The organism is Tabrizicola sp. TH137 (assembly GCF_002855575.1).
GTDB lineage: Bacteria > Pseudomonadota > Alphaproteobacteria > Rhodobacterales > Rhodobacteraceae > Paragemmobacter.
The window spans coordinates 63,891-80,387 of sequence record NZ_PKRQ01000007.1; the positions used below are offsets into that span (position 1 = coordinate 63,891).

Genomic DNA, 16,497 nt, shown 5'->3' on the forward strand with positions numbered 1-16,497 from the left:
AGCCACCCCAGCCTCACCCGTCCCGGCCCGCCCGGAACATCGGCACCCGGACCGTCTCTTCCTCGGCCGAGATCGCGGCGGGCTCGATCCCCGCGAAGAACACGCCGTCGCGCAGCACCTGGCTCACCGTCACCCGGTCCACCTCCGGGCTGCCCTTGGAAAAGGCGTAGACCATCGCGAAATCGCAAAGCTGGTTGGTCAGCCGCGGCACGCCGCGCGCGTGGTCATGGATCATCGCCACGGCCTCCGGCGTGAACATCGGCGCCTGCCCGCCAACACAGGCCAGCCGGTGCGCGATATAGGCCGCCGTCGTCGCGGCATCCATCGGCGGGATGTGGAACGCCGCCGTCACCCGCTGCGCGATGGCCCGCAGCCCAGGCCGCAGGATGCGCTCGCGCAGTTCCGGCAGGCCCACCAGCACCACCTGCAACAACTCATCCGTCCCGGTGTTTATGTTGGTGAACATCCGGATCTCTTCCAGCGACTCCGCCGTCAGGTTCTGCGCCTCGTCGAAAACCAGCACCACGCGCCGCCCGGCCGCATATTCCGCCACCAGATGTTCCTCGAACCGGGCATAGAGGTCCACATAGGTATCCCCCGGCTCTGCCCCCTGCCCCAGCGCCAGCAGCACCCAGCGCAGCAGTTCATCCCGCCCGCCCTGCGCATTCGACACCAGCCCATAGGTCACATCTTCGGCACCGGCACGCAGCAGATGCTGGATCAGCACCGTCTTGCCCGATCCCACCTCCCCGGTGATCAGCGTGATCGGCGCCCGCGTGATGATCCCGTATTCCAGCAGCGAATAGGCCCGCTTATGCGCAGAAGACCAGTAAATCAGCTCCGGATCGGGCGCGATGGCGAAGGGCCGCGCGTTCAGCCCGTAGAAATCGGTATAGATGTCCAGAATGTTGCCCATTCGCCCGTGTCCCGTCCCGATTCCCACCGTCCGTCCTACACCCCATTTGCCAGAACGTGCCGCAACCGTTAACACTTTTTCCGACGTCCACCTCCGATTCAGCGATTTGCCTGCATGAATGACGCTCCGGCCCATCTTCCCGACCGGCTTGTCGCCCGCACCCGTCTAGCGGGCCTCTTCTGGCTGGCCTTCGCCACGCTCGGCGCCTTCATCTTCTTCTGGCAGGGCATCGAGACGCTCCTCGTTTCGTGGAAACAGCCGGAATACAGCCATGGTCCGCTGATCCCGGTCCTGTCCGCCATCCTCTTCCTGCGCCAGCTCAAGGAGGAACCGATCCATACCGGACCGGTCAACCGCATCCCCGGTCTTGTCCTGCTGGGCCTGTCGCTGATCCTCGCCCTCTTCGGCAAGATGGCCGAGATCGGCGATGTCACCGCCTATGCGCTCATCCTCTGGGTCGGCGCGATCCTGCTCATCTCCTTCGGCTGGGACCAGGGCCGCCGCTTCTGGCCGCCAGTCGTGCATCTCGCCTTCATGCTGCCCCTGCCCGGCGTGCTCTACTACAAGGTCTCCACCGACCTGCAATTCATCTCGTCCGAACTCGGCGTCTGGTTCCTCAAGCTGCTGAATGTCCCCGTCTTCCTCGACGGCAATGTGATCGACCTCGGCGTGATGAAACTGCATGTGGCCGAGGCCTGCTCCGGCCTGCGCTATCTCTTTCCGATCCTCAGCTTCTCCTACATCTTCGCCGTCCTCTTCCAGGGACCGATGACGCACAAGGCGATCCTGCTGCTCTCGGCCGCGCCGATCTCGGTGCTGATGAACTCCGTCCGCATCGCCATGGCCGGGGTCATCGTCCAGTATTTCGGCATCGACCATGTCGAAGGCTTCTCGCATTTCTTCGAAGGCTGGGTGATCTTCATCCTCTGCGTCCTGCTGCTCTTCGCGCTGGCCCGCTTCCTGCTCCTGTTCCGTCCCGGACGGCCCAGCCTCGTCGATGCGATGGATCTGGAATATTCCGGCCTCGTCGAACAGTCCCGCCGCCTGCTGCTGGTGGAACCGTCCCGCAGCCTGGCCGCGGCGGCAGTCATCACCGCGCTTGCCGCCCTGGCCTGGCAGGTCTCGCCCGGCGCCCGCACGGTGACGCCGGACCGCGCCGATTTCGCCGCCTTCCCCGACCGGCTCGGCGACTGGACGGTGGGCCGCCGCGATGCCCTGCCGCCCGACATCACCGCGATCCTCAACCCGCAGGACTATCTGCTCACCAGCGCCACCAATCCCGCCGGGGAACGGGTGGATATCTTCCTGTCGTGGTTCTCCGACCAGACGGTCAGCGGCGCGCATTCGCCCGAAGTGTGCCTGCCCGGCGCCGGCTGGGAATTCTCCACCCTGGACCGCGTCGATCTCGGCCCCGCACTCGGCCTCGCCCGGCCATACCCCGTCAACCGCGCCATCCTGCAATTCGGCGAAGAGCGGCTCCTGGCCTATTACTTCTTCCGCCAGAACGGCCGTCAGCTCGCCTGGGATTTCGGATCGAAGCTCTGGCTGCTCTGGGATGGCGTGCTGGACGGGCGCAAGGATGGCGGCCTCGTGCGCATCATCACCCCCCTCGCCCGCGGCGAAGACCCCGCCGCCGCCGACCGCCGCTTGCAGGACCTGCTCCTCAGGATGGAACCGGTGCTCTCCGACTATCTGCCGGACTGATCCCCATGGCCGACCATGACAGCGGCGCGGACAAGGCCCCTGCGCCCGCGCGCCTGACGGTGGATGTCGGCGTCTTCGCGCATAACAAGGCCGCCGTCATCGCCGACACGCTGCAAGACCTTCTCGCACAGCAGGCGCTGGCGGCGCATGACCTGCGGATTGTCGTGCTCGTGAACGGCTGCACCGACGCCACCCCGCAGATCGTGGCCGACCTTGCCGCCCGCCACCCCGCCATCGTCCCGGTCTTCCTGCCGAAATCCGGCAAGTCGCGCGCCTGGAACAGCTTCGTCCATGACGAAAGCCGCAGCACCTGCGACATCCTGATCTTCGCCGATGCCGATATCCGCCTGCCCGATCCCGCCACGCTGTCCCGGCTGATCGCGGCCCTCGAGGCCGATGACCGCCTGCATGCCGTGAACTCGCGCCCGATCAAGGACCTCGCCCTGCTCGACCGGCGGCTGACCCCGGTGGAAAAGCTCATCGTCGCCTCTGCCGAAACCGCGAATGACTGGCGTCAGGCCATCTGCGGCCAGCTCTACGCCATGCCCGCCGCCCGCGCGCGCGGCTATTCCCTGCCCATCGGCCTGCCCGTGGAAGACGGCTTCCTGCATGCCCTCATCGCAACCGACAATTTCGACTCCCCTCCCGTCGGCTTCCGCGTCGATGGCAGCGAGGCCTCCCATATCTACGAATCGGAACGCACGATCCCCGCCCTCGTCCGGCACCAGATCCGCATCGTCATCGGCTCCGCCATCAACGAGGCGATCTTCCGCACCCTCGAAAGCAGCGACCGCGCCGGTCGCCGCGCCCTGCTCGCTCAGGCCGCGCAGAGCGACGACTGGCTCCCCGCCTTCCTGCGCCGGGCGCTGCCGCGCTTTCCCTACGGCTATGTCTCCGTCCATTTCCTCATCAAACGGTCCCAGCGCGCCCTGGCCCATCCCAGGGCGCTGCTCCACCCCAGGCGGCTCCTGATCTTCCTCGCGGGCGCGGCCTTCGATCTGCTGGTCTATCTCCTCGCCCAGCTTCGCATGGCACGCGGCGTCGGCGCGGGTTTCTGGTAGTCTCGGCCGACCGCCGCAGCCGAAGGCCCCACCCCTCATGCCCCGCCTCGAACCCGACCGCCTCTTCGTCGCCATCATGGAAACCGGCAGCCTCGCCGGGGCGGCGCGCAGGCTCGGCCTCTCCTCCGGGCAGGCCTCCAAACTGCTGGCAAGGCTGGAAACCGATCTCGGCGTCCGCCTCCTCAACCGCTCCACCCGCGCCCTCGCCCCGACCGAGGTCGGGCAGGCCTATTACGACCGCATCCGCAGCATCCTCGACGAACTCGACACCCTCGATGCCGAGGTGCAGGACCGCGCCACCACCCCGCGCGGCCGCCTCCGCCTCACCGCGCCGCTCACCTTCGGCACCCTCCGCCTCGTCCCCGCTCTCAACGCCTTCGCCGAAGCCTTCCCCGAGATCGACCTCGACGTCTCCTTCACCGACCGCATGGTGAACCTCCTCGATGAAGGGTTCGATGCCGCCATCCGCGCGGGCCGGGTGGCCGACAGCACGCTGATCGCGAAAAAGCTCTGCGACATGCAGACGATCCTCGTCGCCGCCCCCGCCTATCTGGAACGGCACGGCACCCCCGCCCATCCGGCAGACCTGACGCGCCACGCCTGCATCATCGACACCAATTTCCGCGACCCGCTGCTCTGGCGCTTCCGCGACGCGGGGGCGACGCTCTCCATCCCCCTGACGGCCCGCCTGCGCTATTCCAATGCCGAAGCCTGCCTGCGCGCCGCCGAAACCGGCCTCGGCATCGCCCATGTCCCCGATTTCGTCGCCGGCCCCAGCCTCGCTGCCGGCCGCACCGCCGCGCTCCTGCCCGGCTTCGCCGAAGCGCCGGGCGGCATCTATGCGCTCTACCCGCCCGGACGGCACCTCACCGCCAAGCTGCGCGCCCTCGTGGATTTCCTCGCCGCCCGGTTCCACAAGCCGGATTGGACGCGCTGATCCCTTCCAAATCGGAAGCAATATCCTTCCAGCGCGACGGATTATCTTTGCAAGGGAATTGATGCATCTTCCCCGCATCGCCGCCCCATGCGGCCATGACAAAAGGGAACCCGCACCATGACCAGCCTCACCGCCTCCTCCACCTCCGCCAGCAATGCCGATCTCGCCGCCACGCTCCTGCGCGTGACCTCGGGCGTCTGGTTCCTGCTCCATGCCGGGCTCAAGCTCTTCGTCTTCACTCCCGCCGGCACCGCAGGCTTCTTCGAATCCATCGGCCTGCCCGCCATCCTCGCCTATGTCGTGATCGCGGCCGAACTCCTCGGCGGCCTCGCCCTGATCGCAGGCTTCAAGACCCGCCTCGTCGCGCTCGGCCTCTCGGTCATCCTGCTCGGCTCCATCTACACCCCCCATTTCGCCGCGGGCTTCTTCTTCTCCAACGAAGGCGGCGGCTGGGAATTCCCCGCCTTCTGGGCGCTCACGCTCTGGGCGCTGGCGCTTCTGGGCGATGGGGCCTACGCTCTGGGCAAGCGCTGACCGACGCGAAGGGAGACCAGCGATGAGCACCGCCACCGCCCCGATGGAGATCGGCACCGTCACCCTGACCGTGACCGATCTCTCCCGCAGCGCCGATTTCTACGCCCGCGCCCTCGGACTGGAGAAACTCCGCTCCGACGGGACCGAGGCCGCGATGGGCGCAGGCGACCGGGCGCTGGTGCGGCTCATCGCCGACCCCGCCGCCCGCGCCCGCTCGGCGCGCGAGGCGGGCCTCTTCCACACCGCCATCCTGCTGCCCGACCGCGCCGCCCTCGGCGCCTGGGTCCATCACGCCTCGGCCAGCCGCCTGCCCGTGCAGGGCGCCTCGGACCACAAGGTCAGCGAAGCGATCTACTTCGCCGATCCCGAAGGCAACGGGATCGAGATCTATGCCGACCGCCCCCGCAGCCAGTGGACAAAGCCGGACGGCACGATCCACATGACCACCGATCCGCTCGATGTCGAAGACCTCGCCGCCGCTGCCCGCGCAGCGTGGCAAGGCGCGCCGGACGGCACCGTGATCGGCCATGTCCACCTTCAGGTCGGCGACGTGCCACAGGCAGAGTCCTTCTACCACGGCACCCTCGGCTTTCCCGTCACCGCCCATTACCCCGGCGCCGCCTTCTACGGCGCAGGCGGCTATCACCACCACCTAGCCACGAATACCTGGAACAGCCGCGGCGCAGGCCCCCGCAGCCCCTCCACCGGCCTCACCGCCGTTGAAATCCTCGCCGATGCCTCCTCTCTCGCCGCGATCACCGCCCGCACCGGCGGCAAGACCGACCTGCAAGACCCCTGGGGAACCCGCATCACCCTGACGGAGAAGGTCTGATGCTCGTCAACGGCAGATGGGTCGCCAAATGGGATCCGGTCCAGGCCAAGGATGCCAAGGGCGGCTTCGTCCGCCAGACCTCCACCTTCCGCAACTGGGTCACCCCCGACGGCCGCCCCGGCCCCACCGGCACCGGCGGCTTCAAGGCCGAGGCCGGGCGCTATCACCTATATGTCGCCCTCATCTGCCCCTGGGCCAGCCGCACCCTGATGGCGCGCAAGCTCAAGGGTCTGGAAGAGGTCATCACCCTCTCCATCGTCGAACCCGAACTGACCGATGAAGGCTGGCGCTTCGCACCGGGGGCCGATCCGGTCAACGCCGCGACCTACATGCACGACCTCTATCGCAAGGCCGACCCGCAGGTGAACGGCCGCGCCACCGTCCCGGTCCTCTGGGACAAGGCCACCGCCACCATCGTCAACAACGAAAGCGCCGATATCCTGCGCATCTTCAATTCGGGCTTCGGCGCTCTGGCCAAGGGTCCCGACCTCTATCCGCAGGCCCTCGCCGCCGAAATCGACAGGCTCAACGACGCGATCTATCCCACGCTCAACAACGGCGTCTATCGCGCGGGCTTCGCCACCACCCAGCTCGCCTATGAAGAGGCCTTCCACGACGTCTTCGCCACGCTCGACGCGTTGGAAACCCGCCTCTCCGATGGCCGCGCCTTCCTGCATGGCGACAGCTTCACCGAAACCGACATCCGCGCCTTCGTGACCCTCGTCCGCTTCGACGCCGCCTATCACGGCCTCTTCAAATGCAACCTGCGCCGTCTGGCCGATTACCCGCAGCTTTCCGCCTATACCGCCCGCGTCCATCGCCTGCCCGGCATCGCCGATACGGTGAAAATCGACCACATCAAGCGCGGCTACTATTCGATCAAGACGCTCAATCCGAACGGCATCGTCCCGCTCGGCCCGCGCCTCGACTGGCTGACCGCGTGACACCCTCCCCCAGGACCCGCCGCCCCCGGATCATCTCCGGAGCGGGCGGGGCGGGGCCTCAGCCTGACGCGACCACCACCTCCGTCCCCCATTCCCCGCATTTCCGCGCCAGATCCTGCGGCAGCGGGCGATCGGTGAACAGCACCGTGATCTCCGAAAGCGAGGCCAGCCGCGCCGGGGCGCTGCGGTCCAGCTTGGAATGGTCGCAGACCAGAAACACCTTCCGCGCCTGCCGGATGATCGCCTTCGACACCCGCACCTCCGCAAGATCGAAGTCCAGCAGATCCCCGTCCCGGTCCAGCGCAGACGCCCCGATCACCGCGTAATCCACCTTGAACTGCTCGAAGAACTGCGTCGTCAGCTCCCCCACCAGCCCGCCATCCGACCGCCGCAGCGCGCCCCCCGCCACCATGATCTCGCAGCCCGGATTGGCGGCCAGCGTATTGGCCACGTTCATGTTGTTCGTCACCACGGTGATATTGCGATGGCCCAGCAATTCCTGCGCCACCGCCTCCGTCGTCGTGCCCAGGTTCATGATCAGCGAACAATTCTCCGGAATCGCCGCCGCGCAGGCCCGCGCAATCGCGGCCTTCGCCCCCTCGTTCATCCGCCGCCGCTGCTCATAGCCCAGGTTCGCCACCCCGGTCTTCGGCACCGCCCCGCCATGCACCCGGTCCAGATGCCCCATATCGGCCAGTTCCGCCAGATCGCGCCGGATCGTCTGCAATGTGACGTCGAACCGCTGCGCAAGATCCTCCACGACCACCCGCCCCTCGGCACGGGCAATCTCAAGAATCTCGCTCTGCCGGAAGCTCAGCGCCATCGCGCGTTCCTTTTCCTTCGCCGGAGTATCGCGCACTTTCGATATTGTCTTTCCCCCGATCAAGCCGGAAAAGTTTCTGCACGCGCAAGCGGAACTCACGCCGCAGCGCAGCGCGAAATTGCGCGCTTTGCTCACAAACCCTTGAGAATCCTGGAATTACCCAAGGTCACTTGCGCGCCAATGTTCGCTTTCAGTAAAAGCGCGCAAAAGCGAAAAATGTGGATTGACCTATGCGTAGGATTCGTTTCAACCTCTCAACCGCTAGGGAGGAGACTGGCGTGAACAGGAAGACACGGCCCGAAGTGGCCGACCTCTTCATCATCGGCGGCGGCATCAACGGCTGCGGCATCGCCCGTGATGCCACGGGCCGCGGCCTGTCGGTCGTGCTGGCCGAACAGAACGACCTCGCCTCCGCCACCTCTTCCGCCTCGACCAAGCTTTTCCACGGCGGCCTGCGCTATCTCGAATATTTCGAATTCCGCCTCGTGCGCGAGGCGCTGGAGGAACGCGAAACCCTCCTCGTCGCCATGCCGCATATCTCCTGGCCGATGCGCTTCGTCCTGCCCTACCATCCCGACATGCGGTTTGAAGGCGACACGCCCACCGGCCGCCTCCTCGCCCGCCTCATGCCCTGGATGAAGGGCCGCCGCCCTGCCTGGCTGATCCGCCTCGGCCTCTTCCTGTACGACACGCTCGGCGGCCGCAAGATCCTGCCCGCGACCCGCACGCTCGACCTGACCCGCGATCCCGCCGGCAAGCCGCTGCAATCGCGCTTCCGCCACGCCTATGAATATTCCGACTGCTGGGTGGAGGATTCGAAACTCGTCTCCCTCAACGCCCGCGACGCCGCCCAGCGCGGCGCGACGGTGCTCACCCGCACCCGCGTCACCTCCGCCACCCGCTCGGGCGATCTGTGGGAGATCGTCACCGAAGGCCCGGACGGCACCGAAACCTTCCAGGCCCGCGCGCTGGTCAATGCGGGCGGCCCCTGGGTCGAAGACGTGATCCGCAACGTCGCCCGCATCAATTCCTCCGAAGGCGTCCGCCTCGTGCGCGGCTCGCATATCGTGACGAAGAAACTCTACGATCACGACCGCTGCTATTTCTTCCAGGGCACCGACGGCCGCATCATCTTCGCCATCCCGTATGAGCAGGATTTCACCCTGATCGGCACCACCGACAAGGATCACACCGGCGCCCCCAAGGACGCCGCCTGCACGGATGAAGAACGCGACTACCTGCTGAAATTCGCCAGCCAGTATTTCGCCAACCCCGTCACCGTGAAGGACGTGGTCTGGACATATTCGGGCGTCCGCCCGCTCTACAATGACGGGGCGAAATCCGCGACCGCCGCCACCCGCGACTATGTCCTCTCGCTCGACGGCAACGGCGCGCCGCTTCTCAACGTCTTCGGCGGCAAGATCACCACCTACCGCCGCCTCGCCGAATCCGCGCTGGAAAAGCTCCAGCCCTTCTTCCCGCAGGCCAAGGGCCCGTGGACGGCCCGCGTCCCCCTGCCCGGCGGGGCCTTCGCCCATGACGCCGTGCCCGCCCTCACCACCGCGCTGAAATCGCGCTTTCCCTTCCTCACCGACTATTGGGCCGCCCGCCTGATCCGCGCCTACGGGTCCGAGGCGGAAACCCTGCTCGGCACCGCCACCACGCCTGCCGACCTTGGCCGCGACTTCGGCGCGACGCTCACCGAGGCCGAGGTGCGCTGGCTGATGCAGCACGAATTCGCCCGCGCCGCCGCCGATGTCGTCTGGCGGCGCACCAAGCTTGGTCTGCGCATGACCAGGGAACAGATCGCCGCGCTCGATGCCTTCATGGCAGGCGCAGCCACCCACGGGGCGATCAGCCCCGCGGCAGAATGAAGGGGGACCGATGGCGCTGGAACTGCAAGCCGTCAGCCGTGTCGTGAAGGGGCAGATGCATATCCACCCCACGACGCTGACGCTGGAAAAGGGGACGATGAACGTCCTCCTTGGCCCCACGCTCTCGGGCAAGACCTCGCTCATGCGGCTCATGGCGGGGCTCGACGCGCCCACCTCTGGCCGCCTGATGTGGCACGGGCAGGATGTGACGGGCGTCCGCGTGCAGGACCGCAAGGTCGCCATGGTCTATCAGCAATTCATCAACTACCCCGGCCTGACGGTCTATGAAAACATCGCCTCGCCCCTGCGCCTGATGGGCAAGGACAAGGCCGCCATCGACCGCGCCGTCCGCGAAACGGCGGAAATGCTCAAACTCACCCCGATGCTCGACCGCAAACCGCTGGAACTGTCGGGCGGCCAGCAGCAGCGCTGCGCCCTGGCCCGCGCGCTGGTGAAAGGGGCAGGGCTCGTCCTGCTCGACGAACCGCTCGCCAATCTCGACTACAAGCTGCGCGAGGAACTCCGTGCCGAAATCCCCCGCATCTTCGAGGAATCGGGCGCGATCTTCGTCTATGCCACGACCGAACCGGAAGAGGCGCTGCTTCTGGGCGGCAACACCGCCACCCTCTGGGAAGGCCGCGTCACCCAGTTCGGCCCCACCCCGCAGGTCTATCGCCAACCGGCAGACGCCACCACCGCCCGCGTCTTCTCCGACCCGCCGATGAATTTCGTGCCCTGCAAGAAACAGGGCAACCGCGTTACCTTCGGCGGCCATGCCCATGCCCCCGCCGACGGCACCTTCGCGGCTCTCCCCGATGGCCGCTACACCGCCGGGTTCCGCGCCAACCACCTGCATCTCAACACCCATTCCGGCCATGCGCTGGAATTCCGCTGCACGCTTGGCGTGTCGGAAATCACCGGATCGGAGACCTTCCTCCATCTCACCCATGGCAGCGACCGCTGGGTCGGCCTCGTGCATGGCGTCCATGACCTGCAAGCGGGCAGCGAGGTCAGCCTCTGGCTCGACCCGACCCATGTCTATCTCTTCGATGCCGACGGGCGCCTCGCCGCCCCTGCGGCCTATGCGGCGGCGGCCTGACCGATGGCACAGATCACCCTCAAGAACCTCGCCCACAGCTACCACGCCACTCCGCGCGGCGAACAGGACTTCGCCCTGAAGCAAATGGATCACGTCTGGCAGGACGGCGGCGCCTATGCGCTCCTCGGCTCCTCCGGCTGCGGCAAGACCACCCTTCTGAACATCATCTCGGGCCTCCTGCGCCCAAGCCAAGGCCGCGTCCTCTTCGGCAATACCGACGTGACCGATGCCGAAACGGCCGAACGCAACATCGCGCAGGTCTTCCAGTTCCCCGTCGTCTACGACACGATGACCGTGCGCGACAACCTCGCCTTCCCGCTGCGCAACCGGGGCATGGATGCGGCCTATATCAAGGCCCGCGTCGCCCAGATCGCCGCCATGATCGGGATGGACCACATCCTCGACCGCAAGGCGCGCGGCCTGACCGCCGATGCCAAGCAGAAGATTTCCCTCGGTCGCGGCATGGTGCGCGAGGATGTGAACGCCATCCTCTTCGACGAACCCCTCACCGTGATCGACCCGCACATGAAGTGGGAACTGCGGACCCAGCTCAAGCAGCTTCACCGCGAATTCGGCCATACGATGATCTACGTCACCCATGACCAGACCGAGGCGCTCACCTTCGCCGACAAGGTCGTCGTCATGTATGACGGCCGCGTGGTGCAGATGGGCACGCCCGAAGACCTCTTCGAAACCCCTGCCCATACCTTCGTGGGCTATTTCATCGGCTCGCCGGGGATGAACATCCTTCCGGCGGAAATCCGGGGCGGCACCGCGCATCTGCAAGGCGCCGCCGTCCCGCTGGGTGCGGCCTACGGGCCAATCACGGGCCGCACCCAGATCGGCATCCGCCCCGAATACTGCGTGCTGACCGAAGGCGACGGCCTCCCCATCACCATCCGCCGGGTGGAAGACGTGGGCCGCCACCGCATCGTGCGCGGCGAAGTGGCGGGCAGCCCCGTCAATGTCATCGCCCCCGAAGGCATGCCCGTCGGCGCCGCCCTGACCCATGTCCGCTTCACGCCCGACCGCATCAATGTCTATGCCGACGACTGGCGCGTCGCACCTGCCGGGGGGGCCGCCTGATGGAAAAGACCCAGAACAACAAGGCCTGGTTCCTCGTCCTGCCCGTCCTCGTGATCGTGGCCTTCTCGGCGGTCATCCCGCTGATGACGGTGGTGAACTACGCCCTGAACGACACCTTCGGAAACAACGAATTCTTCTGGGTCGGCCTGGAATGGTTCGAAGAGATGGTCACCTCCGACCGCCTGCACGAGGCGCTCGGTCGTCAGATCCTCTTCTCCGCCATCATCCTGGCGATCGAGGTGCCGCTCGGCATCTACATCGCGCTCAACATGCCGAAAAAGGGCTTCTGGGCCTCGGTCTGCCTCGTGCTGATGGCGCTGCCGCTCCTGATCCCCTTCAACGTCGTGGGGACCATCTGGCAGATCTTCGGCCGCGTCGATATCGGCCTTCTCGGCCATTACCTCGCGGAGCTCGGCATCGACTACAACTACACCAACGATCCGCTCGACGCCTGGATCACCGTCATCGTCATGGATGTCTGGCACTGGACATCGCTCGTGGCGCTGCTCTGCTATGCCGGCCTGCAATCCATCCCGCAGGCCTATTATCAGGCCGCCCGCGTCGATCAGGCCTCCCGCTGGGCCGTCTTCCGCTACATCGAACTGCCCAAGATGGCGGGCGTCCTGCTGATCGCGGTCCTTCTGCGCTTCATGGACAGCTTCATGATCTACACCGAACCCTTCGTCGTCACCGGCGGTGGCCCCGGCAGCTCCACCACCTTCCTCTCCATCGACCTCGTGAAGATGGCGGTCGGACAATTCGACCTCGGCCCCGCCGCGGCCTTCTCGATCATGTATTTCCTCGTGATCCTGCTGGTGTCCTGGGTCTTCTACACCGTGATGACCAATCTCGACAAAGAGGAGGGCCGATAACATGCGCCTGCGCGGCTCCGCCCTTGTGATGACGCTTTATCTGCTGTTCCTGCTGATCCCGATCTATTGGCTCGTGAACATGAGCTTCAAGACCAATACCGAGATCACCTCGGCCTTCACCCTCTTCCCGCATGACTTCACGATCCAGAACTACGTGACGATCCTCACCGATCCGTCCTGGTACATGGGCTATGTGAATTCGATGATCTACGTCATCATGAACGTGGTCATCTCGCTGACCGTCGCCCTGCCCGCGGCCTATGCCTTCTCGCGCTACAACTTCATGGGCGACAAGCATCTCTTCTTCTGGCTGCTGACCAACCGCATGGCGCCGCCCGCCGTCTTCGCCCTACCCTTCTTCCAGCTCTACTCCTCGGTCGGGCTCTTCGACACGCATATCGCCGTGGCCCTGGCGCATTGCCTCTTCAACGTGCCGCTCGCGGTCTGGATCCTCGAAGGCTTCATGCGCGGCGTCCCGAAGGAGATTGACGAGACCGCCTATATCGACGGCTACAGCTTCGGGCATTTCTTCGTGAAGATCTTCATGCCCCTCATCGCCTCGGGCATCGGCGTCGCGGCCTTCTTCTGCTTCATGTTCTCCTGGGTGGAACTCCTGCTCTCCCGCACGCTGACCTCGGTGAACGCCAAGCCCATCGCCGCCACCATGACCCGCACCGTCTCGGCCTCCGGCATGGATTGGGGCGTGCTCGCCGCCGCAGGGGTCCTCACCATCATCCCCGGCGCGCTGGTGATCTATTTCGTCCGCAACTACATCGCCAAGGGCTTCGCCCTGGGGAGGGTGTAATGACCGCCTCCCGCTGGACCGCCATCTACCTCATCACCGGCGGCATCCTCGCCGCCATCCTCGTGGCCCTCATCGCCGCCACGCCGCGCACCGAAGACGGGATCGACTGGTTCGCCCCGATGATCCCGGGCGGCTGGATGGCCTGGACCTTCCCGGTCGCCCTCTTCTTCTACGTCATCGCCTGCCTGCTGATCCTCTTCACCCTGCTGGCGATCCGTTTCCCCGAAACCCCGCGCCGCGGCGTCCTGCGCATCGAAACCACGCGCGGCGACCGGCTCTTCATCTCGCTCTTGGGCTCGGCCTTCCTCTGCCTCGGCTGGCTCTTCTTCTTCGGCGCTCCCCTCTGGGGCGCGCTGATCCTTTGCCTGATCTACGCCGCAGCGGTCTTCCGCTGGGTGTGATCCAAGGCATGACAGCGCCGGGGGGGCCGGATGCGACCCTTCCCCCCCGGCAGAACGAAAGACCGCATGTCTCACATTCTGGGAGGAAACTTAATGAGACTCAGACAAACGGCAACGGCGATGGCCCTCGCGCTGATCGCCCTCGGCTCGGCCCCGGCCTGGGCCGATATGGAGGCCGCACGCGCCTTCCTCGACGCTGAAATCGGCGATCTCTCGACCCTGACCCGCGAGGAGCAGGAGGCCGAGATGCAGTGGTTCATCGACGCCGCCGCCCCCTTCGCCGGCATGGAAATCAAGGTGGTGTCCGAAACCATCACCACCCATGAATACGAAGCCAAGGTCCTCGCCCCGGCCTTCACCGCCATCACCGGCATCAAGGTCACCCATGACCTGATCGGCGAAGGCGACGTGGTGGAAAAACTCCAGACTCAGATGCAGTCGGGCGAGAACATCTATGACGCCTACATCAACGACTCCGACCTGATCGGCACCCACTGGCGCTATCAGCAGGCCCGCAACCTGACCGACTGGATGGCAGGCGAAGGCGCCTCCGTCACCAACCCGAACCTCGACATGCTGGACTTCATCGGTCTGAAGTTCACCACCGGTCCGGATGGCAAGGTCTATCAGCTCCCCGACCAGCAGTTCGCGAACCTCTACTGGTTCCGCTACGACTGGTTCAACGACGAAAAGACCAAGGCCGATTTCAAGGCCGCCTATGGCTATGACCTCGGCGTCCCGCTGAACTGGTCCGCCTACGAAGATATCGCCGAATTCTTCACCGGCCGCGACATGTCCTATGCGGGCGGCCCGGCGACCGGCGTCTATGGCAACATGGACTACGGCAAGAAGGACCCGTCCCTCGGCTGGCGCTACACCGATGCCTGGATGTCCATGGCCGGCATGGGCGACGTGGGCGAACCCAACGGCCTTCCGGTCGATGAATGGGGCATCCGCGTGAACGAGAACTCGCAGCCCGTCGGCTCCTGCGTTGCCCGTGGCGGTGCCACGAACGACGCCGCCGCCGTCTATGCCGTGACCAAGGCGATCGAGTGGCTCCAGAAGTTCTCGCCGCCCGAAGCGCAGGGCATGACCTTCGGCGAAGCGGGCCCGGTTCCTGCCCAGGGCAACATCGCCCAGCAGATGTTCTGGTACACCGCCTTCACCGCCGACATGGTCAAGGAAGGCATCCCGGTGATGAACGAGGACGGCACGCCCAAGTGGCGCATGGCCCCCTCGCCGCACGGCGCCTACTGGCAGGAAGGCATGAAGGTCGGCTATCAGGACGCCGGTTCCTGGACGCTGATGAAGTCCACCCCGGTGGATCGGGCCCAGGCCGCCTGGCTCTATGCCCAGTTCGTCACCTCCAAGACCGTGGACGTGAAGAAGTCCCATGTCGGCCTCACCTTCATCCGTGAATCGACGATCCAGCACGAAAGCTTCACCGAACGCGCACCGAAACTCGGCGGTCTGATCGAATTCTACCGCTCGCCCGCCCGCGTTCAGTGGTCGCCCACCGGCACCAACGTTCCGGACTATCCGAAGCTGGCACAGCTCTGGTGGCAGAACATCGGCGACGCCATGTCGGGGGCAAAGACCCCGCAAGAGGCGCTCGATGCCCTCTGCGAAGAGCAGGAAAAGGTGCTGGAGCGGATCGAACGCGCGGGCGTGCAGGGCGATATCGGCCCGAAGCTGAACGAACCGCAGGATCCGCAGGTCTGGATCGACGAACCCGGTTCGCCCGTCGGCAAGCTGGAGAACGAAAAGCCCCAGGGCGAAACGATCTCCTATGACGAGCTGATCAAGTCCTGGCAGCAGGGCTGATCCTTGCGGGCGGGGCGCAAGCCCCGCCCGTTTCCCCCCACGGCAGGTGCTGCGGCCCCTCTGGACCGGCTTCCACGCCCTTCCGGACCTTGGCCCAAGGATACCGCCGGATGTGCGGCATATGCCCGACAGATCACCGGAACAGGCACGACCCTATGCAGCAGGTGCAGGTTTTTCCGCAGGATGCGACCATGCCGGTAACGGACAGGCCCTCCGGGGCGTAGCGGCAGGACACGCACTCCATAGGACGGAACTCATCATGTCACTTGCCACTGCCGCCTCTCCTGAAACGGGATCGCTTCCCGCCCTGAACGCCCGGACGCTGGGCATTCTCTTCGTCGCTGGCTTCTTCGCCAGCAATGCCTTCGATCTCTGGGGCCAGCTCGTCAGCCCGGCCCTCGGCTTCGCCAACCTCTCGCCCCACGGCCTTGCAAAAAGCCTTCTCGGCGCGCTCGGCCTGCCCAATGGCGATTTCGCCGGCTATTTCATGCATTTCTACCTTGTCGGGCTGATCGGCTACCCGGTGGGCTGGCTCTTCATCTTCGCCCCCCTCTGGCGCGCGGTGATCGGGCCGACGCATTGGCTCCTGCCCTCGGCGATCTACGGTTTCGGGCTCTGGGTCTTCGCCATCGGCGGCATCACTGCCATCGCGGGCCTTCCCTTCTTCCTCAACTTCACCGGCATCACCTGGGTCGCGCTTGTCGGCCATGTCCTCTACGGCATCGTCCTTGTGGCGGTGATGCAAAAGATCCAAAAGACATGACAAATCGCCCCGGCACGGTCCC

At 65.8% G+C, this 16,497-nt stretch carries 16 protein-coding genes; 14 read left to right on the plus strand and 2 right to left on the minus strand.

Annotation, left to right across the window (positions count from 1 at the left end; genetic code table 11):
* Positions 1-13 precede the first annotated feature (13 nt).
* A complete protein-coding gene (locus C0V75_RS18910) occupies positions 14-916 on the minus strand; it encodes an ExeA family protein (RefSeq protein ID WP_101922538.1) in 903 nt (300 codons plus the stop codon).
* A gap of 114 nt (positions 917-1,030) precedes the next feature.
* Here C0V75_RS18910 and xrtD point away from each other — a divergent pair, with 114 nt between their 5' ends.
* From xrtD to C0V75_RS18940, 6 genes are all read left to right on the plus strand, one after another.
* Complete coding sequence (gene xrtD / locus C0V75_RS18915) at positions 1,031-2,620, plus strand: VPLPA-CTERM-specific exosortase XrtD (protein ID WP_101922539.1); 1,590 nt, start codon at positions 1,031-1,033, stop codon at positions 2,618-2,620.
* 5 nt (positions 2,621-2,625) lie between these two features.
* On the plus strand, positions 2,626-3,681 hold the full coding sequence (locus tag C0V75_RS18920) for a glycosyltransferase family 2 protein (protein WP_101922540.1): 1,056 nt from the start codon (positions 2,626-2,628) through the stop codon (positions 3,679-3,681).
* A gap of 37 nt (positions 3,682-3,718) precedes the next feature.
* Positions 3,719-4,618, plus strand: coding sequence for a LysR family transcriptional regulator (locus tag C0V75_RS18925; RefSeq protein WP_101922541.1), 900 nt, complete (start codon positions 3,719-3,721; stop codon positions 4,616-4,618).
* 117 nt (positions 4,619-4,735) lie between these two features.
* The gene (locus tag C0V75_RS18930) at positions 4,736-5,152 is read left to right on the plus strand and encodes a DoxX family protein (protein WP_101922542.1); all 417 of its coding nucleotides are present in this window, start codon (positions 4,736-4,738) and stop codon (positions 5,150-5,152) included.
* A gap of 22 nt (positions 5,153-5,174) precedes the next feature.
* Positions 5,175-5,984: a VOC family protein gene (locus tag C0V75_RS18935; protein WP_101922543.1), complete on the plus strand. Its 810-nt coding sequence runs from the start codon at positions 5,175-5,177 to the stop codon at positions 5,982-5,984.
* Entirely contained in the window at positions 5,984-6,928 is a 945-nt protein-coding gene (locus C0V75_RS18940; RefSeq protein WP_101922544.1) for a glutathione S-transferase family protein, read from the plus strand. Before C0V75_RS18935 ends, C0V75_RS18940 begins: the two co-directional genes overlap by 1 nt.
* 58 nt (positions 6,929-6,986) lie before the next feature.
* On the opposite strand, the gene C0V75_RS18945 is transcribed toward C0V75_RS18940, so the two are convergent.
* A complete protein-coding gene (locus tag C0V75_RS18945) occupies positions 6,987-7,751 on the minus strand; it encodes a DeoR/GlpR family DNA-binding transcription regulator (RefSeq protein WP_101922682.1) in 765 nt (254 codons plus the stop codon).
* A 278-nt stretch (positions 7,752-8,029) separates the two neighbouring features.
* Here C0V75_RS18945 and glpD point away from each other — a divergent pair, with 278 nt between their 5' ends.
* The 8 genes from glpD to C0V75_RS18985 all read left to right on the plus strand — a co-directional run bounded on the left by glpD (position 8,030) and on the right by C0V75_RS18985 (position 16,475).
* Entirely contained in the window at positions 8,030-9,625 is a 1,596-nt protein-coding gene (gene glpD / locus C0V75_RS18950) for a glycerol-3-phosphate dehydrogenase (RefSeq protein ID WP_254216532.1), read from the plus strand.
* A 10-nt stretch (positions 9,626-9,635) separates the two neighbouring features.
* Positions 9,636-10,724 (plus strand): ABC transporter ATP-binding protein, encoded by a 1,089-nt coding sequence (locus C0V75_RS18955; protein ID WP_101922546.1) that lies wholly within the window; start codon positions 9,636-9,638, stop codon positions 10,722-10,724.
* 3 nt (positions 10,725-10,727) lie between these two features.
* A complete protein-coding gene (locus C0V75_RS18960) occupies positions 10,728-11,810 on the plus strand; it encodes an ABC transporter ATP-binding protein (RefSeq protein WP_101922547.1) in 1,083 nt (360 codons plus the stop codon).
* A complete protein-coding gene (locus tag C0V75_RS18965) occupies positions 11,810-12,682 on the plus strand; it encodes a carbohydrate ABC transporter permease (RefSeq protein ID WP_101922548.1) in 873 nt (290 codons plus the stop codon). Before C0V75_RS18960 ends, C0V75_RS18965 begins: the two co-directional genes overlap by 1 nt.
* 1 nt (position 12,683) lies before the next feature.
* Positions 12,684-13,487 (plus strand): carbohydrate ABC transporter permease, encoded by an 804-nt coding sequence (locus C0V75_RS18970; RefSeq protein WP_101922549.1) that lies wholly within the window; start codon positions 12,684-12,686, stop codon positions 13,485-13,487.
* Complete coding sequence (locus tag C0V75_RS18975) at positions 13,487-13,888, plus strand: DUF2160 domain-containing protein (protein WP_173861103.1); 402 nt, start codon at positions 13,487-13,489, stop codon at positions 13,886-13,888. The genes C0V75_RS18970 and C0V75_RS18975 overlap by 1 nt, the downstream gene beginning before the upstream one ends.
* Positions 13,889-13,981: 93 nt before the next feature.
* Positions 13,982-15,712, plus strand: a complete 1,731-nt coding sequence (locus C0V75_RS18980) for an ABC transporter substrate-binding protein (protein ID WP_101922550.1) — start codon at positions 13,982-13,984, stop codon at positions 15,710-15,712.
* Between the two features lie 259 nt (positions 15,713-15,971).
* Positions 15,972-16,475 (plus strand): hypothetical protein, encoded by a 504-nt coding sequence (locus C0V75_RS18985; protein ID WP_101922551.1) that lies wholly within the window; start codon positions 15,972-15,974, stop codon positions 16,473-16,475.
* Positions 16,476-16,497 lie beyond the last annotated feature (22 nt).